Origin of the sequence: Actinoplanes palleronii (genome assembly GCF_016862315.1) — a bacterium.
GTDB lineage: Bacteria > Actinomycetota > Actinomycetes > Mycobacteriales > Micromonosporaceae > Actinoplanes > Actinoplanes palleronii.
On the sequence record NZ_BOMS01000009.1, the window covers coordinates 24,629 to 40,894 of the forward strand.

Consider the following 16,266-nt stretch of genomic DNA (forward strand, 5'->3'; position numbering starts at 1 on the left):
GTGTCGAGGGCGAGCCTACAAGAGGGATCGATCCGCTTCGGTCCGAGATCACGGCTCGCCGAACAGCAGCACCGGCTTGATCGTCCGGCCGTCGAGGGCGTCCTGCGCCGCCGCCTCGATCGCGCCGAACGGATACGTGGTGACCAGCCGTTCCAGCGGGAACCGCCCGGCCTGCTGCAACGCGATCAGCTCGGGGAGCAGCCGGAACGGATCGGCGTCCCCCTCGATCACTCCGCGGATCCGGATACCACCGGCCAGTACGGTCATGATGTCGACACTTGCGCTGCCGCCGATGCCGACGAGGGCGAGTGTGCCCCGCCGCCGCAGCGCGGTCACCGCCCGGGCGATCGTGTCCGGCCGCCCGGTGGTGTCGATCGCGTGGTGGGCGATCTGCCGCAGCTCCACGCCCGGCTCGACCGTCTCCGCCGCGCCGAGCGCCCGGGCCAGCTCCCGTCGCGCGGGCTGCGGCTCGACCACGATCACCCGGCAGTCCCGGGTGCGTGCGGCGAGCAGTGCGCTGAGCCCGACCCCACCGGCCCCGAAGATCACCACGGTGTCACCGGGCGACGGGTCGAGGACGGTGAACACGGTCCCCGCCCCGGTCTGCACCCCGCACCCGAGCGGCGCGGCGAGCGCGGCGGGAAAGTCCGCGGGGATCGGTACGGTGTTGCTCGGGTACGTGATCGCGTACGTCGCGAAGCTGGACTGCCCGAAGAAGCCACCGAACACCGGCCGCCCGGCCCGGCTCAGCGTCGTGCTGACCCCTCGCGTGTTCACCGCACTGTCCAGGCAGTACGCCGGCTGCCCGGCCGAGCACTCCGAGCACGTGCCGCAGCTGCGGAAACTCAGGCAGACGTGATCGCCGGGCCGGACCGTGACGACCGCGTCGCCGGCCGCCTCGACGATCCCGGCGCCCTCGTGCCCGAAGACCATCGGCAGCCGCGCGGCCGGCCAGCGGCCCCGCATGATCAGGTCGGTGTGGCAGATCCCGGCCGCGGAGATCCGCACCAGGATCTCGTCCGCCCGCGGTTCCGCGATCTCCACGTCCCGCAGCACGAACGGTCCACCGGGCTGCTCGACGAGGGCCGCCTCGATCCGCACGTCAGCCGGGGTCGCGGTCGAGGCGGAAGTAGTAGTACCGTCCCTGGTCGCGGACGCCCTTGCCGTTCATCACCCCGAGCAGGGTGTGCTCACCGGCCCGTTTGAAGTGGTCGAGCACCGGCTGGCCGTCGTAGATCATGGTCGCCGTCGGCTCGCCGCGGAACTCGACGGTCCACAGGCTCGCCCGGCCCTTGGCCATCTCGATGTTGTCGTAGAGCGCGCCGTCCGGCCGGCGGCAGACGATCGGGGACACGTCGGTCAGCGAGGTGAAGATCTTCCCGTACCAGTCGATCCTGGCCAGGGTGCCCTCGAACCGGTGCCCGGTGACGAATTCGCTGCCCCGCCAGGCCCCGAGGATCTCCTCGGGACGGACGGTGGGCAGGGCCGCCCAGATCTCGTCCAGCTCGTCGAACGTGAACTTGTCACCAGCCCCGAGCCGGGCCCGGGCTTGATCGGCGTCCATCGCTCGACTCTAGAGCGAACGAGGTCTCGACTCCAGAGAAGGACGTAAGGTCGATGAGGTGACGCAACCGCTGTCGGGACTGCCGGACGAGCAGCTGGCCGAGCTGGCCCGCGGCCGCGGCCCGCAGCGCGCCCCCGCCGTCCTCGAGCTGATCACGCGGGCCGGCCGGGACGAGATCGCCGACCTGCTGGGCGAGCTGAGCCGGCTGCCGCTGCTGCGCGAGGACCGGCTGTTCCACCTGGTCTCGGTCGCCTGGGCGGCGATCATCGGGCTGCTCGCCGCCGAGACCCCGCACGCACGCGAGGTGGCCTATGCCGCCTACGCCGATCTGCCGCAGCGTGACCAGGAGTTACTGCTGATCTACCTGCGCGCCGGCCGCATCGAGGACGCCCACCCGGTGCTCGACTGACTGGTCGCCGCGCCTACCATCGCGCTGACCACCACCGCGACCCTGAGGCCGGGAAACGTCTTGTCGAGCATCGCTGAGCTGACCGAAAAGGTGCGCGCGTTCGCGCGGGAGCGGGACTGGGAGCAGTTCCACACGCCGAAGAACCTGGCGATGGCGCTGGCCGGCGAGGTCGGCGAGCTCCTGGCCGAGCTGCAGTGGCTGACGCCCGAGCAGTCCGCGACCGTGATGACCGATCCGGATCTCGGGCCGCGGGTGCGCGCGGAGATCGGCGACGTCACGATCTACCTGGTGCGGCTCGCCGACGTGCTCGGGATCGACCTGGTCGAGGCCGCGACCGACAAACTCGCCGAGGCCGGGCGCCGCTACACGGTCGAGGCCGCCCGCGGCTCCGCCGACAAGATCAACACCAAAATTTGACCGTACGGAATCAGCCGTCCCCCGGCCGGTCCCGCTCCGGGTCCACCCGCACCACGTCGACGCCCGCGAGGGCCACCACCTCGTCGACGGCCGGGACGCTGCCGCTGAGGCCGGCCCACGGCGGGTCGACGTCGTTGGCGACGCACCACGCACGGTCGGCCGGCCAGATGAACCCGGGATCGGGCATGGCGAACCGCGGCTGGCCGGGCCACATCTCGGCCCCGCCCCAGTCCCCGAAGTCGGTCAGCGCCCCGCAGAACAGGTAGTACGCCCGCCCCCAGAGTTGCAGCCTCGGCCCGTCGAGCACCTCGGGCGGGAACGCCGGCGCCACGGTGGCGCTGCCGTGGATGTCGCTGCCCCACCCGTCCCACAGCGCGAACCAGCACGCGTCCGGCGTCGTGGTGTGCCCTGCCAGCACGGTCAGCACCGTCCGCAACTGCTCAGTCTCGGACGGCACCTCGTCGGCGACGTCGGCCGCGTCCGGCCCGGGGTACTCCGGCTCCGGCAGGAACCGCAGCCGCGCGTACGCCGGGAAGCCGGCCGGGCCGACGGTGAGCAGTTGGAACCCCCACGGCTGGGGATCGTCCATCAGCCAGCGGGCGGCCGACAGATCGGTGCAGGGGGTGAGCGTCACCGGCACATCCTGCCAAGACACAGCGGCGCCACCTGGCCGGGTGACGCCGCTGTGCGCTGGGCTACTTGACGACGAACTTCTGGAACTGGGTCTTCACGTCCTTGGCGTTGACCTTGACGTCCATGTGGCTGGGCGGGCCGAGGTCGCTGCCGAGCGTCGAGGTGTACGACACCGTCGACGGGCAGCTCGAGCCGCCGAACTGCATGGTCTTGTTGAACACCACCCGGCCGGTGCGGATCTCGTACGCCTTCACCGCGACCTTGACCTTGTGGAACGTCACCTTGTAGCTCGGGCCGGTGCCGAAGTTGCTCCGGTAGCTGCACGACTGGACCGAGGCGCCCCGGGTGTCGTCGCCGATGCAGACCACCAGGGTCGCATTGGTGACGTCACTGGCCGACCAGGTCTTGGGCAGCCGACCCGACTCGGTGTCGTTGCCGAAGAACAACGCCTTGTTGACACCCTTGCCGTACGCCTTGGCCGCGCTGTACTTCGCCGGGCTGCCGCAGTACGCCGGCTGGGAATTCGTCCCGGTGCCCTCCAGCTTCTCCCGGACGGTGGCCAGCTCGATGGCCAGGTCGGCCTTGGCGATCCCGGCGACGGCCTTGGCCTTGCCCGCGTCGGCCGGGTACGCCTGGATCAGCGACTGGTACGACGCCTTCGCCGAGGTCCACTGCTCAGCCGCCATGTACTTGTCGCCGCAGCCGAGCAGCGCGGCCGGCTCGTGCTTGGCCACCGCCTCGACGGACCGGTCGAGGGTGTTGCCGGTCTTCGGCCGCTTGGTGATCCAGTCGGTGATCGTCACGGTGGTGCAGGGATCCTGGACCGGCAGCCCGGCGAGGAACCCGTCGACGACCGCGTCGGCCATCTTCTCGTGCCCGGGCCGGGTGGCGAGCACCGTGCCGATCTGGTTGAAGCCGGTGTTCAGGTCGGTGACGTCACCGGACAGGCCGTCGGTGAGCTTCGTGCCGGCGGCGGTCAGCTCCCGGCACGCGGAGACGGTGTCGTCACCCTCGGCCGCCAGCGGCGCGTCGGCGATGCGCAGGCCGAGCCACACCTTGTCGAGGCTGTCCATGGCGTGCTTGCAGTCGCCGCTGGCCTTGGCGTCCGCCACGGTCTGGCCGATGTCACCGGCCTGCACCCGCAGCAGGCCGAGGACCAGCAGCGCGGCGACCGCGGCGGCGATGCCCACCCCCCGCTGGCGGAGCTTGGCGGCCGGCTCGACCGGGCCCTTGGCCAGGAAGAAGCCGTGCACGATCAGCGCGAGCCACCAGAGGACCGCGACGATCTCGATCAGCACGGTGTGCACCGACGGCACGACGAAGAACAGCAGGACGAACGAGACGATCAGGGTCAGGAACCCCCACCCACCGCGCCGGGCCATGAAGTAGCCGACGCTCAGGAACGAGGCGTTGCCGGCCGCGATCGCGAGCCGGTCGGACTTCTTGGGCTCGCGCGGCGGCGCGGGCACCACCGGCGGTGGTGGCGTCAACGGCGGCTGCCAGCCCTGCTGAGGCGGCTGTGGCGGCCAGCCACCCTGCTGGGGAACCGCCTGCTGCGGCCACCCGGGCGGCGCCGGCTGCTGCTGCCACCCGGGCGGTGGCACCTGTTGCTGCCAGCCCTCCGGCGGTGGCGGCTGCTGCTGCCAGCCCGCCGGAGGAGGTGGCTGTTGCTGCCAGCTCGCCGGTGCGGGCGGCTGCTGCCAGGGGTCCTGCGGCTGGGGCCAGCCCGCCGGCGGGACCGGCGGTTGCTGCGGCTGGCCTTCCGGCGGAGGCACCGGCTGAGGCCGGCCCTCCGGCGGGGGCGCCGACCCTTGCTGCGGGACCGGCGGCCCCTGCTGCGGGACCGGCGGCGTCGGTGACGGCGGCTGAGGTTGTGGTTGCTGCGGCATCTGCGGAGGCTGCCCGTCATCCTGCGACGGCTGCTCCGGTTGCCCACCCGACGGCGGCTGAGTCATGCGATCCCCCGACTCGAAAACGTGCGGCCGATGCTCTAGGAGTCGAGCAAGCCATCGACCATGACCGCAGCGTACCGTCCGGGTGCGACAGAATTTCGGCTCGCACCCGCCGGCCGCCGAACGTGCCAAATCGTCGTTCCGATCCGCCGGTTATCGACTCTCTTCACTAGGATCGTCCGGGCACGGACCGGGAGGTTGTGGATGGATCCGGAGGGCGACGACGCGGAACGGGCACCCAACCCCGGCCCGTGGGACACACCCCCGCGCAAAACCGACCCCGCTCCCGCGCGCAAACCCGGTCACAGCCCACCGCGCAGGACCGACCCCACTCCCCCGCGCCCGGCCGATTCACCGCCGCCGGGCCGCACCCGGCCGGTGCCGGCGCGCTCGGCAGAGCCCCAGCCGCCCGCCGGGGATCCTGCGAAGGTCACCGACGCCGAGCCACCACAACCGACGGTCGTCTCGAGGGAATCGCCATCCCCCGCCACCCCGCGCATGTCCAACCCGTGGGCGACACCGGTTCGCCCGCAGACCCGGAAACCGGTCGCCCCGCCGCGCACCCCGGAACCGGTCGCCCCGCCGCCCCGCGCTCCCGACCCGGTGACCCCACCCGCCGCACCGGTGCCGCAGCAGCACCAGCCGCTCTTCACCCCCGCCCGGCGCCCGCCGCCCGCTCCCCCGCAACCCGCACGAGCGACACCCGGCGGGGCACCGCCCGCGCCGTCGGCGATCGGGCACGGACCGGCGGCGGCTCCTGTCGTACCCGAGGAGAAACGCGCGGCCGAAAGGTCGCCCCGCGGAGCTGGCCTGCTGATCGGCGTCGCGTTGGCTTTGGCGCTCGCCGCCACTCTCGGCCTTTTCTATTTGCAGACCCGGCCGGCCACGACGCCGGATTCCGCGGCGGCCGCCGCGCAGGCCGCGACGGCGCTGCGCGACCGGGACACCGCGTCGCTCGAGGTGAGTTTCTTCGACCAGGCCGGCGTTGATGTCACCGGCGACCTGACGGTCACGAAAGACGGATTCGCGATAGGCACGCTGACCGACGCGGGCGGCGGGAAAGCGGATTATCACGCCTCCGGCGACACCATTGCGGTACGCGGTGACAGCGCCTGGTGGTCCCGTCGCGACCCGGCCCGCACCGGCATCGTCACCGACCTTTGGGTACGACCGGACGAACCCCCGTTCCCGGTCGACGACAGCAAGCTGGCACCGGCCGCCCTGGCCGGAATGCTCGACTGGATGGGCGACGGCGGCACCCCGGTCACCGACGCGGAAACCGTCGCCGGCACCTCGGTGGTCGGATTGCGCCGCAACGGCTGGACCGCAATGGTCAGCAGCGCGGAACCGCATCGACTGGTGTGGTTCGGCGGCCCGATGCAGGACGGCACCCCGCTCGGCACGCCGCTGGGCCTGGAATCCCGGCCGCTGGTGACCCCGTCCTATGTGAGCGTGCTGGTGAATCCGACACCGGAGAATGCCCGCCAGCCCCGCACCCCGCAGGAGTCGGTACCGATCGGCAAGGTGCCGGCGAAACGGCCCGCCTTCGACACGACCGTCCGGGCCACCACCTGCCGCACGGTGACCTGCACCTGGTCAGTGACGGTGCGCAACACCGGCACGGCGGCCGGCGACGCCTCGGTGATCGCCTCGGTGGCGCCCGGGATGACGCAGACCCAGGTCAAGAACCTCGGTTCCATCGCACCCGGGAAATCGGCGACCACACCGGCGATGAGTTTCCCGAATCCGGCGCCGACCAACAAGAACGTCACCGCCGACTATCAGGCGCAGGTGTTCAACCGGGAACTGCACGGCTCGACCCTCGGACTGATGCGCCGGCTGCAGGAGAACGGCATCGTCCCGGGCCGCTCGAAAGTCCTCGGCGCCCTGGGCCCGGCACCGACCGAGACGGTGCTCTTCGCGCTGGACGCCATGCGCCGCGCACGCGGATTCGACGCCGCCAAAGCGATAGCGGCGATGGAGGACGTCGTCACCGCGGGCGCGCTGCCGGAGGTCGGCGAGCTGGTCCGCTCCACCCGGCTGACGAACCCGGAAATCCTGTACACGAAACTGCCGGACCTGATTTTCGAGTACGACACCGGAACACCCGCAACGCCGGTGAACGAGCAGATCGGGCACCGCCGGGAATTGCAGATCGCCGCCGGGATGCTGCGCGAGGACCCGGCCGCGAAGCTGACGATCGGATCGGATTCCGGCCTCGTCGTGCGCAGCGGCCCGCGCACCTCCACCGTGCAGCTCAGATCGGTCAGCGGCGACGCGGTGTCCGCCAATCTGGAAAGCGCGCTGAAGGACCTCGAGAAGGCCACCGGTACCCGGACCGTGCTGCTCTATGTGGATCCCTCGGCCGGGTACACCTACGTGGCCGCCCGCGACCATTTCGACAGCTACGTCAAACCGGTCTGGTGCTCCGGCAACGGCAACCGCGCCGACGAGGTCGTGGTGACGAACCAGACCGGCACCCAGCGCTGGGCCAAGAAGGACTTCCCCGGCTGCGCCTGAGACCCGGCACGGACCGCATCGACACGACCACCTAGCGTGTAGGGGGTCCGTGCTCGATCCCCGGTCCGGCTGAAGGAGAACTGCCTCGGTGCTGCACGAGGAACCCGGCACCATCCGTACCCGGGCCGCGAGCCTGACCGAATATCTCCTCGCGGTGCGGGCGCAGATGGAGAAGCCGACCCGGACCGTGCCGGCCGAGGCCCGGGTGTGGCAGCACCAGCTGCCCGCGCATCCGCAGTGCCGGCTCGGGCCGCAGGGCGACGAGGCCGCCTGGCTGCAGGTCGGACGGCCGCCGAAGGTGCGGGCGCTGGAACCGCCCCGGCGCCTCGCCGAGGCGCTGCGGGAGCCGGTCGTCGCGGATCAGGAGCCGGTCTTCCGGGCGCCGCCCGGCGTGGACCCGGACCGGGCCGCCGCACTGGAGACCGAGGTCGCGGAGTGGCGTGAGCGGGTCTGGCGGCCGTGGGCGGCCGAGACCCGGCCGGTGGACGCGACCCGGGAGCTGCACGCCCGGCTGAGCGAGATGCGCAGCCGGCTGGACATGAACACCGCGGCCGAGGAACTCGTCTGGGGGCACGGGGTCGTCCACCTGACCGTCGCCGATCAGCGGGTCGCCTATCCGCTGCTGGTCACGCCGGTGACAATCGACTACGACGCGGACCTCTCGGTGGTCAGCGTGTCGCCGCAGGGGCCGCCCCGGCTGCAGACCGACGCGCTGATCGGCATCGACGACCGGCACCTGCGCCAGCTGCTCGCGCTCGGCGACGGCGGCCTGGTCAGCGTCGACCTCTGGGACGACCTGGAGCGCCGGGAGCTGTTCGAGCGGGCGCTGCGCCGGCTGGGCCACGACCCGGTGCTGCGCGACGCCACCGGGCCGGCCGTCGACGGGCCGCACGTGCACGACACCGGGGTGCTGTTCGTCCGCCCCCGGCAGCGGATGCTGCGGCGCTTCCTGGAGCAGCTGCGGGACCGGCTCGCGGCCGGTGACCTGAACAGCGTCGGCGCGCTGGCCTCGATCGTCGCGCACGAACCGAGCCGGTTGGCGATGCCCGGCGACGAGCCGGAACGCTGGAAACCGGTCGGTGGGCGGCTGCTGATGCCGCTGCCGACGAACGAGGCGCAGGAGTCGATCGCGCGCCGGCTGGCCGGCAACCGGAACGTCGCGGTGCAGGGTCCGCCCGGCACCGGCAAGACGCACACCATCCGGAACCTGATCTCGCACCTGATGGCGCACGGCAAGCGGGTCCTGGTGGTGGCGCAGAAGGAGGATCCGCTGCGGGTGCTGCGCGACGGGCTGCCGGCCGAGATCCGGGCGCTGTGCCTCGCCGTGCTGGGCCGCTCCGCCGACCAGCTGACCCAGTTGCAGCACGCGGCCCGGGAGCTGTCCGACCGGGCGGCGACGCTGGACCAGCACCGGGAGCAGCAGCGGATCGACGCGCTGACCGGTCAGGTGGAGGAGACCGAGCGGGAGCTGGGCCGGGCGCTCGCGGCGTTGCGGTCGATCGCCGAGAACGACGCGCGCACCTACCGCATCGACGGCGCCCCGCTGAGCCCCGCGGACGTGGGTGAGTGGCTGGTGGCGCGGGAGGCCGCGTTCGGCGACATCCCGGACGCCGTACCGGAGGATCAGCCGCCGCCGCTGAGCGCCGACGAGTTCGCGCAGTTGCTGCGGCTGGCGGCGACGCTGGATCCGGCTGACCGCGTACAAGCGAAAAGACATCTGCCGCCGGCCGCGGAACTGCCGCAAGCAGCGGCGATGCTCGCGAATCGGCGCCGGCAGGCGGCACTTGCCGCGGACCTCGCGGCGCTGGCGGACGCCGGGGTGCACCTCGCCGCGGTCCGTCGGTCCGGTCCGGACGGGTTGTCGCAGCTCACCCGGCGGTTGCACGACACCGTGGGGCTGTTGCGGCGGCGCGAGGGCGCGTGGGTGGACCGGCTCGGGCGGCAGCTGGCCGACCCGCAGTGGGCACAGCAGTGGCAGCAGCACGTCGCCGGGTGCCAGGCCGCGCTGGTGCAGCTGGCCGAGGCCGCCGGCGCGATCGGCGGGCACACCGTGACCGTTCCGGACAGCCACCTCGGGCAGCCCCGGCAGTTGCAGGCCGAGTTGGCCGAGCTGCGGCAGCGGTTCGCCGCCGGCAAGGGGGTGAGCCGGGTCTTCCAGAGCGGGCTGGCCCGGCTCGCCGCGGAGTGCCTGGTGGACGGCGAGCCGTTGCGCACCGCCGACGACGTCGTTCTGGTGATCGCCTACGTGACCCGGGTCCAGGTCCGGAGCCAGCTGGCCGGGCGGTGGACCGACTGGGCGCAGTGGCTGCACATCCCGGCCGATCAGTTCACCGGGTTCCCGGAGCTGTGGGCGAGCGGGCTGATCGAGCAGGCCCGGATCGCGGTGCGGTGGGACCACGACGAGTGGCCCGCGCTCTACGACGAGTTGCGGCTGGTGCTGCCTCAGCTGGAGCCCCGGGCCGAGAGCGCGGTGCTGGCGCAGGCGGCCGAGCTGCTGGGCCGGGTCGCGGTGCTGTTCGAGCACGATCACCTGACCGAGACGGATCAGCGGATCGTGGCCTACCTGCAGGACGGCATGTCGCAGCCCGACGCCAGCGACCTGTGGCGGCTGCTCGACATGCAGTGGCAGGACGCCGACCTGGCCGGTTGGGACGGCACGTGCGCGGAGATCCGCCGGCTGGCCGCGCTGCGCCCGGACGCGCTGGCGTACACGGAATTCTCCGCGCGGCTCGGCGCCGCGGCGCCGACCTGGACCGCGGAGATCGGCGCGGGAACCGCGGCCGCCCTGCACGGCAGCGGAGCCGACTGCCTGCAACGATGGCGGTGGCGGCAGGCGCAGACCTGGTTCGACGAGGTGATCGGCGACCTGGACGTCGAGACGCTGGGCCGGCGGGTGGAGCGGGCCCGGCAGGCGATCCGGCAGCTCACCCACGAGCTGGTCGTCGCGTCCACGTGGCTGGCCGTCTCCCGCGCGCTCGACGACCGGAAACGCGCGGCGCTCGCCGACTGGGCCACCTCGCTCCGCAAGATCGGCAAGGGTACCGGGAAGAAGGCCTCGCACTGGCAGGCCGAGGCGCAGCGGCAGATGTCGGCGGCGGTCGACGCCGTGCCGGTCTGGGTCATGTCGATCGACCGGGCGATCGAGCAGTTCGCCGGCGGCGCGCGCTTCGACGTGATCATCGTGGACGAGGCGTCGCAGGCCGACATGTTCGCGCTGCCGGTGCTGAGCCTGGCCGAACGCGCCGTGGTGGTCGGCGACGACCAGCAGATCGGCCCGCAACTGACGTTCCTCGGCGACGTGCAGGGCCTGATCGAGGCGCACCTGCCGGACGTGCCGTCGGCGAACCAGTTCGACCCGGAGGGCAGCCTCTACGACCACGCGGTGCGCCGCTCCGAGCGGATCCTGCTGACCGAGCACTTCCGCTGCGTGCCGCAGATCATCGAGTTCTCCAGCGCCACCTACTACGAACACCGGATCGAACCGTTGCGCACCGATCGACCGGCCGGGATCGGTGAGCCGGTGCGCGCGGTGCACGTACCGGACGGGACGCGGCAGGCGATCGCCGCCTTCGGCGACGTCAATGTCGCGGAGGCGGAAAGGTTGCTGACCCAGGTCCAGACGATCGTCGAGGATCCGGCGTACGACGGGAAGAGCCTCGGCGTGATCAGCCTGCTCAGCGGCAGCGACCAGGGGATGTATCTCCTGCAACGGCTGCAGGCCACGATCGGGCTGGAGGAGATGGAGCGGCGGCGGCTGCGGGTCGGCGACTCGTACACGTTCCAGGGCGACGAGCGGGACGTGGTGCTGCTGTCGACGGTGGTGTCCGCGAACGACGGGCGGATCGCGGCGTTCACCAAGCGCGACTACCACCGGCGGATCAACGTGGCGGCGTCCCGGGCCCGCGACCAGCTGTGGGTGTTCCACTCGTTCCAGCCCGGTGACGTGCCGGGCGACGACGCGCGCGGGCAGCTGCTGACGTACTGCCAGAACGTGGGGACGGCGACCGAGTCGTACGGCGACCTGGAACAGCGCTGTGACAGCGACTTCGAGCGGGCGGTGCTGAAACGGATGCTGCTGCGCGGGCTGCGGCCGCTGCCCCAGTTCAAGATCGGCAGCTATCGGATCGACTTCGTCCTCCCGACGGGTGACGGGCGGCGGCTGGCGATCGAGTGCGACGGAGACGCGTATCACGGGCCGGACCGCTGGGAGGACGACATCCGGCGCCAGGCGCTGCTGGAGCGGGTGGGCAACTGCGTTTTCGTACGGATCAGGGGCAGTGTCTTCAGCCGTGACCCGGAGAAGGCGCTCGCGCCGTTGTGGCGGCGGATCGAGGAGATGGGTGGGGTAGCTATCGTCCCTTTTAGCACGTCAACGGCCGACCAGCGCGTACGTTAAGTAACACCTGTACGGCCCGCACGCGGGCCGCCAGAACGGCTCCGTATCCTTGCTTCCATGGACGAAGACCTCGCTACCAGCACCGATGGAGGCTTCGCCGGACTGGGACTGCGGCCCGAGCTGCTCCGCGCCCTTTCCGATCTCGGTTACGAGGAGCCCACGCCGATCCAGCGGGAGGCAATCGCCCCGCTCATCGCGGGCCACGACCTGGTCGGTCAGGCTGCCACCGGCACCGGCAAGACCGCCGCCTTCGCGCTACCCCTGCTGCAGAGCCTGACCACCGGCGGCACCAGCCCCGCCGCGCTGGTCCTGGTGCCGACCCGCGAGCTCGCCGAGCAGGTGTCGCAGGCCGTGCACCGGTACGGGCGGGACCTGAACGTGCGGGTGCTGCCGGTCTACGGCGGCCAGCCGATCAGCCGGCAGCTGCAGGTGCTGCGCCGCGGCGTCGACGTGGTCGTCGGCACCCCGGGCCGGATCCTGGACCACATCGAGCGGGAGACCCTGCAGCTCGACGCGGTGCGCACCGTCGTGCTCGACGAGGCCGACGAGATGCTCGACATGGGCTTCGCCGAGGACATCGAGGCGATCCTGGCCGAGACGCCCGCGGAGCGGCAGACCGTGCTGTTCTCGGCCACCATGCCGCCACGGATCGACGCCATCGCTCGCCGGCACCTGCGGGATCCGCTGCGGATCCGGATGGGCAAGGACACCTCCGCCGCCGACGGACTGCCGACGGTGCGCCAGAGTGCGTACCTGGTCGCCCGCGCGCACAAGACCGCGGCGCTCGGCCGGGTCCTGGACGTCGAGGCGCCCACCGCGGCGATCGTCTTCTGCCGTACGCGGGAAGAGGTCGACGAGGTCACCGAGAGCCTGAACGGTCGCGGGTACCGGGCCGAGGCCCTGCACGGCGGTCTCAGCCAGGACCAGCGTGACCGGGTGATGGGCCGGCTGCGCGGCGGCGCCACCGAGCTGCTGGTGGCCACGGACGTGGCGGCCCGCGGCCTGGACGTGGAGCAGCTGACCCACGTCATCAACTACAACGTGCCGTCGGCGCCCGAGGCCTACGTGCACCGGATCGGCCGCGTGGGCCGGGCCGGGCGTACCGGTGCGGCGATCACCCTCGCCGAGCCGCGTGAGCAGCGGATGCTCAAGGCCATCGAGCGGCTGACCGGCCAGCGGATCGCCCTGGAGAAGCTGCCCACGGTCACCGACCTGCGCGCCCGCCGCCTCGAGGTGGTCCGGACGACGGTGCAGGAAGCGCTGACGGCCGAGGATCTCGAGCGGTTCCGGGCGGTGCTGGACTCGCTGACCGACGAGTCGGACATCGAGCTGGTCGCCCTGGCGGCGCTGAAGCTGCTGCACGAGGCGAACGGCGGCGACGTCGACGAGGCGGAGATCCCGACGATCTCCCCGGTCCGCGAGCGCGACGAGCGGGGCCGTCCGGCGGGTGGTCCGGGTACCGGACCGCGCCGGGGCCGCGCCGACGGCGGCGCGGTGACCCGGGTGTTCGTCGGCCTGGGACGCCGGGCCGGGGTGCGGCCGCAGGACCTGGTCGGCGCGATCGCGGGTGAGGCCGGGCTGTCGGCCCGCGACGTCGGTGCCATCCAGATCACCGACCGGTTCTCGCTGGTCGAGGTGCCCGAGGCGGAAGCGGAGAAGGTGATCCGGGCGCTGAGCCACAGCACGATCCGCGGCCGCCGCCCCACGGTCCGCCGCGACCGCCCCAACTGATCCGACCGTTTCTGATCGCTAACGAGGCCCCCGTGAGGGGGCCTCGTTTTTGTTGCTTTGTCGTGCGCACCGCTGCGGGTCAGGGCAGGTAGATGCTCGTCAGGCTGACGATTTCGCCGCCCTTCACCGTCAAGGCGAACAGGGTGCTGTTGTCCTTGTCGGCGAGGTAGCCGGGCAGCTTCGCGAACGAGCTCGGGACCGGGTTGACCGAGTCGCCGGACCCGGCCTTGATCACCGACACGCTGACCGAGCCGGAGACCGGCAACGTCCGCTTCAACTTGTTGTCGTTGACCAGGACGTAGTCGTTCGGCGGGCCGTCGGTCTCGCCGGGGTTCTGCTCCTGGTACTTCTTCCGGGCGGCCTCGCCGGTCAGCATCTCGACCTTGTCGAAGGTGATCGTGCGCTTGCTCGTGTCGACCTTGGTCAGGTAGGCATCGTGCTTGCCGTCGGCCAGCGCGGTGCCATCGGCGCCCGCGGTACCGCTGCTGCTCGGCGTGCCCGTCACCGAGCCGGTGGCGGTGCCGGTCGGGGCGGTGGTGGTGCTCGTCGGGGCGGTCGCCGGGGCCGCCGGGGCCGGGTTGCCGGACGAGGCGCCCGCACTGCAGGCGCTCAGGGTCAGGACACCGGCCACCACCAGCGGAACCAGGCCGGTGCGGGCAGGGCGGCGGACGTTTCGTTGAGCCACTTCTTCGTCTCCTCTGAGTGCCAGCCATTCCGCCGGATCGCCATCAACGTAGTGACTCACGGCAGTCCGTGTGATCACGGATTCGCGCCATCCCGGTCAGCCCTTGTCGCGGGCACCTGGTCGTGCGTACAGTTGTCGCATGTCACCCATCCCTGGGGATTGCGGTCCCGGCGCTGCCCCGGCGCGAGATTACGACGGCTTGTACAAGGCGCTGATGGAGGCGCATCCGAAGGACGCTTTGCGGCTCCTGTGCCGAGTCGAGGTCGGCGATCACACGGTGGTCGCCGACGGGCCGACCGAGCAGGTCCGGCAGCGCAGCCTGCAGCGCGACAAGGTGTTCATGGTGTCCCGGCCGGACGGCACAGTCGACGTGCACCACATCGAAGTGCAGGTGAAGCGGACCGGCGATTTCCCGGCACGGATGGCGGCGTATTGGGCGGGACTGGCCATCAAATACGAGGATCCCCGTCACCAGATCCATCAGACCGCGGTGTGGCCGGTCGGTGGCGGTAGTCCCGGATCCCTCCGGCGGAACCGTATGCACCTGGAATGGGACTCGGTGAACGTCCCGGACGACCTCGACCCGGATGCCCTGCTGGCGAGTCCGCTCGCCCCGCTCGTGCTGTGGTCGAGCCGGCGGCCGGCCGATTTCGCCGACCGGATCGGCGGGCGGATCGGCGAGCTGCCGAACCGCGAGCAACAGTTGGTTCTCGTCGACCTTTGTATGCTGGCCGAGGAAGGTCTCGCAGCTCAGGTCGTCACTGCGTTGAGGAGCAGAGGAATGGGCAACGTTCTCGAAGGAACAGAAGCCGGCCGTGAGATCGCCCAGAAAAACCTGAACCGAGGCCTCGAACAAGGCCTCGAACAAGGCCTGGTGCGCTCGATGCGCCTGCTGCTGCAGACCCGGTTCGGTGACATCCCCGACCTGGACGACCTGGCAAGGAAACTCGTGGCGGAAGACCACGACGCCAACATGGTGAAAGTCGTCAGCGGAGTCCCCCTGACCGAACTTCAACAACTCTGATCACAAAGTCACCGTCGATCAGCGCGACCGTAGAGGAGCAGAGGGATGGGCAACTTCCTCGAAGAAACGGAAGCCGGCCGTGAAATCGCCCAGAAATACCTGGAGCGAGGCATCAAAGAAGGCCTCAAGCAACAATTTGAGCAAGGCTACAAACAGAGTCTCGTGCGCTCAATGCGCCTGGTGCTGCAGACCCGGTTCGGTGACATCCCCGGCCTGGATGAGCTCGCCGCCGCCCTCGTGGCCGCGGACCATGACGCCAACCTGGTCAGAGTCGTCAACGGAGTGCCGCTGGACCAACTCCAGCAGCCTTGACCCCGAAAAATACTGAAAACGCCGCCGGGTCGCCCCTCCGCCTGACAAGGTGTTTGGGGCGACGCAGCTCTAGCGTCGGCTAACTCTCCTCGGCCACTGCCACCGGCTCGACGGCCAACTCGCCGTCCCAGGCGAACGCCAGGTCAGTGGCTTCGCCGCTGACCGTCACGCCGTCGGTCGACGCCAGCGCGGTCTGGACCTTGCGCCATTTGGCAGCGAACCGCTTGCGTTCCACACCCAGATCGACGAGATACGTCGCGATCTGGCCGCGGGTCATCGGCGTGCCGTTCTCTCCCAGCACCCGCAGCACGATCCCCAACGGATCGGCCTCGAAATCGGCGCGCACCGCTTCGGCATCAACGAACGATGCGAACCGCAGCGAGTCACGCGGGGCCAGAAGTTCGTACTCGCCGGGCTTGATCTCTTCCTCGGCTCCGTCGTCCCACCGGACCAGATAGAGCTCTCCCTCTTGCGTCAGGACGGTACCGACCCTGATCGGCCTGCCAGGCAGGTAGGGGACTCGAACAACGCTCAAATCATGCTCCACAGGTGCGACTCTATCGGGCGCCCAGGCAGAGCCTCAAAGACTCGACCACATCCCGATCCCCCACAAGTGTGCAATC

General features: G+C 71.1%; 13 protein-coding genes. 7 read left to right on the plus strand and 6 right to left on the minus strand.

The genetic code is table 11. From position 1 onward, the window contains the following. Window positions 1-48 precede the first annotated feature (48 nt). Both Apa02nite_RS02105 and Apa02nite_RS02110 read right to left on the minus strand, forming a co-directional pair. Window positions 49-1,101, minus strand: a complete 1,053-nt coding sequence (locus Apa02nite_RS02105) for an NAD(P)-dependent alcohol dehydrogenase (RefSeq protein ID WP_203823570.1) — start codon at window positions 1,099-1,101, stop codon at window positions 49-51. A gap of 1 nt (window position 1,102) precedes the next feature. Next, complete coding sequence (locus Apa02nite_RS02110) at window positions 1,103-1,564, minus strand: DUF4334 domain-containing protein (protein WP_067697838.1); 462 nt, start codon at window positions 1,562-1,564, stop codon at window positions 1,103-1,105. A gap of 58 nt (window positions 1,565-1,622) precedes the next feature. On the opposite strand from Apa02nite_RS02110, the gene Apa02nite_RS02115 reads away from it, so the two are divergent. Together Apa02nite_RS02115 and Apa02nite_RS02120 are read left to right on the plus strand one after the other, a co-directional pair. Further along, the gene (locus Apa02nite_RS02115; RefSeq protein ID WP_239164060.1) at window positions 1,623-1,973 is read left to right on the plus strand and encodes a hypothetical protein; all 351 of its coding nucleotides are present in this window, start codon (window positions 1,623-1,625) and stop codon (window positions 1,971-1,973) included. Window positions 1,974-2,033: 60 nt separating this feature from the next. Beyond that, entirely contained in the window at window positions 2,034-2,390 is a 357-nt protein-coding gene (locus Apa02nite_RS02120) for a nucleotide pyrophosphohydrolase (RefSeq protein WP_373872805.1), read from the plus strand. 10 nt (window positions 2,391-2,400) lie between these two features. Here the strand turns inward: Apa02nite_RS02120 and Apa02nite_RS02125 are convergent, their stop codons facing one another. Both Apa02nite_RS02125 and Apa02nite_RS02130 read right to left on the minus strand, forming a co-directional pair. After that, window positions 2,401-3,024 (minus strand): hypothetical protein, encoded by a 624-nt coding sequence (locus Apa02nite_RS02125; RefSeq protein WP_203823571.1) that lies wholly within the window; start codon window positions 3,022-3,024, stop codon window positions 2,401-2,403. A 61-nt stretch (window positions 3,025-3,085) separates the two neighbouring features. After that, entirely contained in the window at window positions 3,086-4,798 is a 1,713-nt protein-coding gene (locus Apa02nite_RS02130; protein WP_203823572.1) for a proline-rich domain-containing protein, read from the minus strand. Between the two features lie 675 nt (window positions 4,799-5,473). Here Apa02nite_RS02130 and Apa02nite_RS02135 point away from each other — a divergent pair. From Apa02nite_RS02135 to Apa02nite_RS02145, 3 genes are all read left to right on the plus strand, one after another. Further along, a complete protein-coding gene (locus tag Apa02nite_RS02135) occupies window positions 5,474-7,495 on the plus strand; it encodes a hypothetical protein (RefSeq protein ID WP_203823573.1) in 2,022 nt (673 codons plus the stop codon). 88 nt (window positions 7,496-7,583) lie between these two features. Beyond that, window positions 7,584-11,891, plus strand: a complete 4,308-nt coding sequence (locus Apa02nite_RS02140) for a PDDEXK-like endonuclease domain-containing protein (RefSeq protein WP_239164061.1) — start codon at window positions 7,584-7,586, stop codon at window positions 11,889-11,891. 57 nt (window positions 11,892-11,948) lie between these two features. Further along, window positions 11,949-13,622, plus strand: coding sequence for a DEAD/DEAH box helicase (locus Apa02nite_RS02145; protein WP_203823574.1), 1,674 nt, complete (start codon window positions 11,949-11,951; stop codon window positions 13,620-13,622). A gap of 79 nt (window positions 13,623-13,701) precedes the next feature. Here the strand turns inward: Apa02nite_RS02145 and Apa02nite_RS02150 are convergent, their stop codons facing one another. Continuing rightward, complete coding sequence (locus Apa02nite_RS02150; protein ID WP_203823575.1) at window positions 13,702-14,307, minus strand: hypothetical protein; 606 nt, start codon at window positions 14,305-14,307, stop codon at window positions 13,702-13,704. Window positions 14,308-14,506: 199 nt separating this feature from the next. On the opposite strand from Apa02nite_RS02150, the gene Apa02nite_RS02155 reads away from it, so the two are divergent. Continuing rightward, window positions 14,507-15,331 carry a hypothetical protein gene (locus Apa02nite_RS02155; protein WP_203823576.1) on the plus strand — a complete coding sequence of 275 codons (825 nt, stop codon included), beginning with the start codon at window positions 14,507-14,509 and terminating at the stop codon, window positions 15,329-15,331. A gap of 45 nt (window positions 15,332-15,376) precedes the next feature. After that, entirely contained in the window at window positions 15,377-15,643 is a 267-nt protein-coding gene (locus Apa02nite_RS02160; protein WP_203823577.1) for a hypothetical protein, read from the plus strand. Between the two features lie 79 nt (window positions 15,644-15,722). Here the strand turns inward: Apa02nite_RS02160 and Apa02nite_RS02165 are convergent, their stop codons facing one another. Then, on the minus strand, window positions 15,723-16,190 hold the full coding sequence (locus Apa02nite_RS02165) for a hypothetical protein (protein WP_157441672.1): 468 nt from the start codon (window positions 16,188-16,190) through the stop codon (window positions 15,723-15,725). Between the last annotated feature and the right edge of the window lie 76 nt (window positions 16,191-16,266).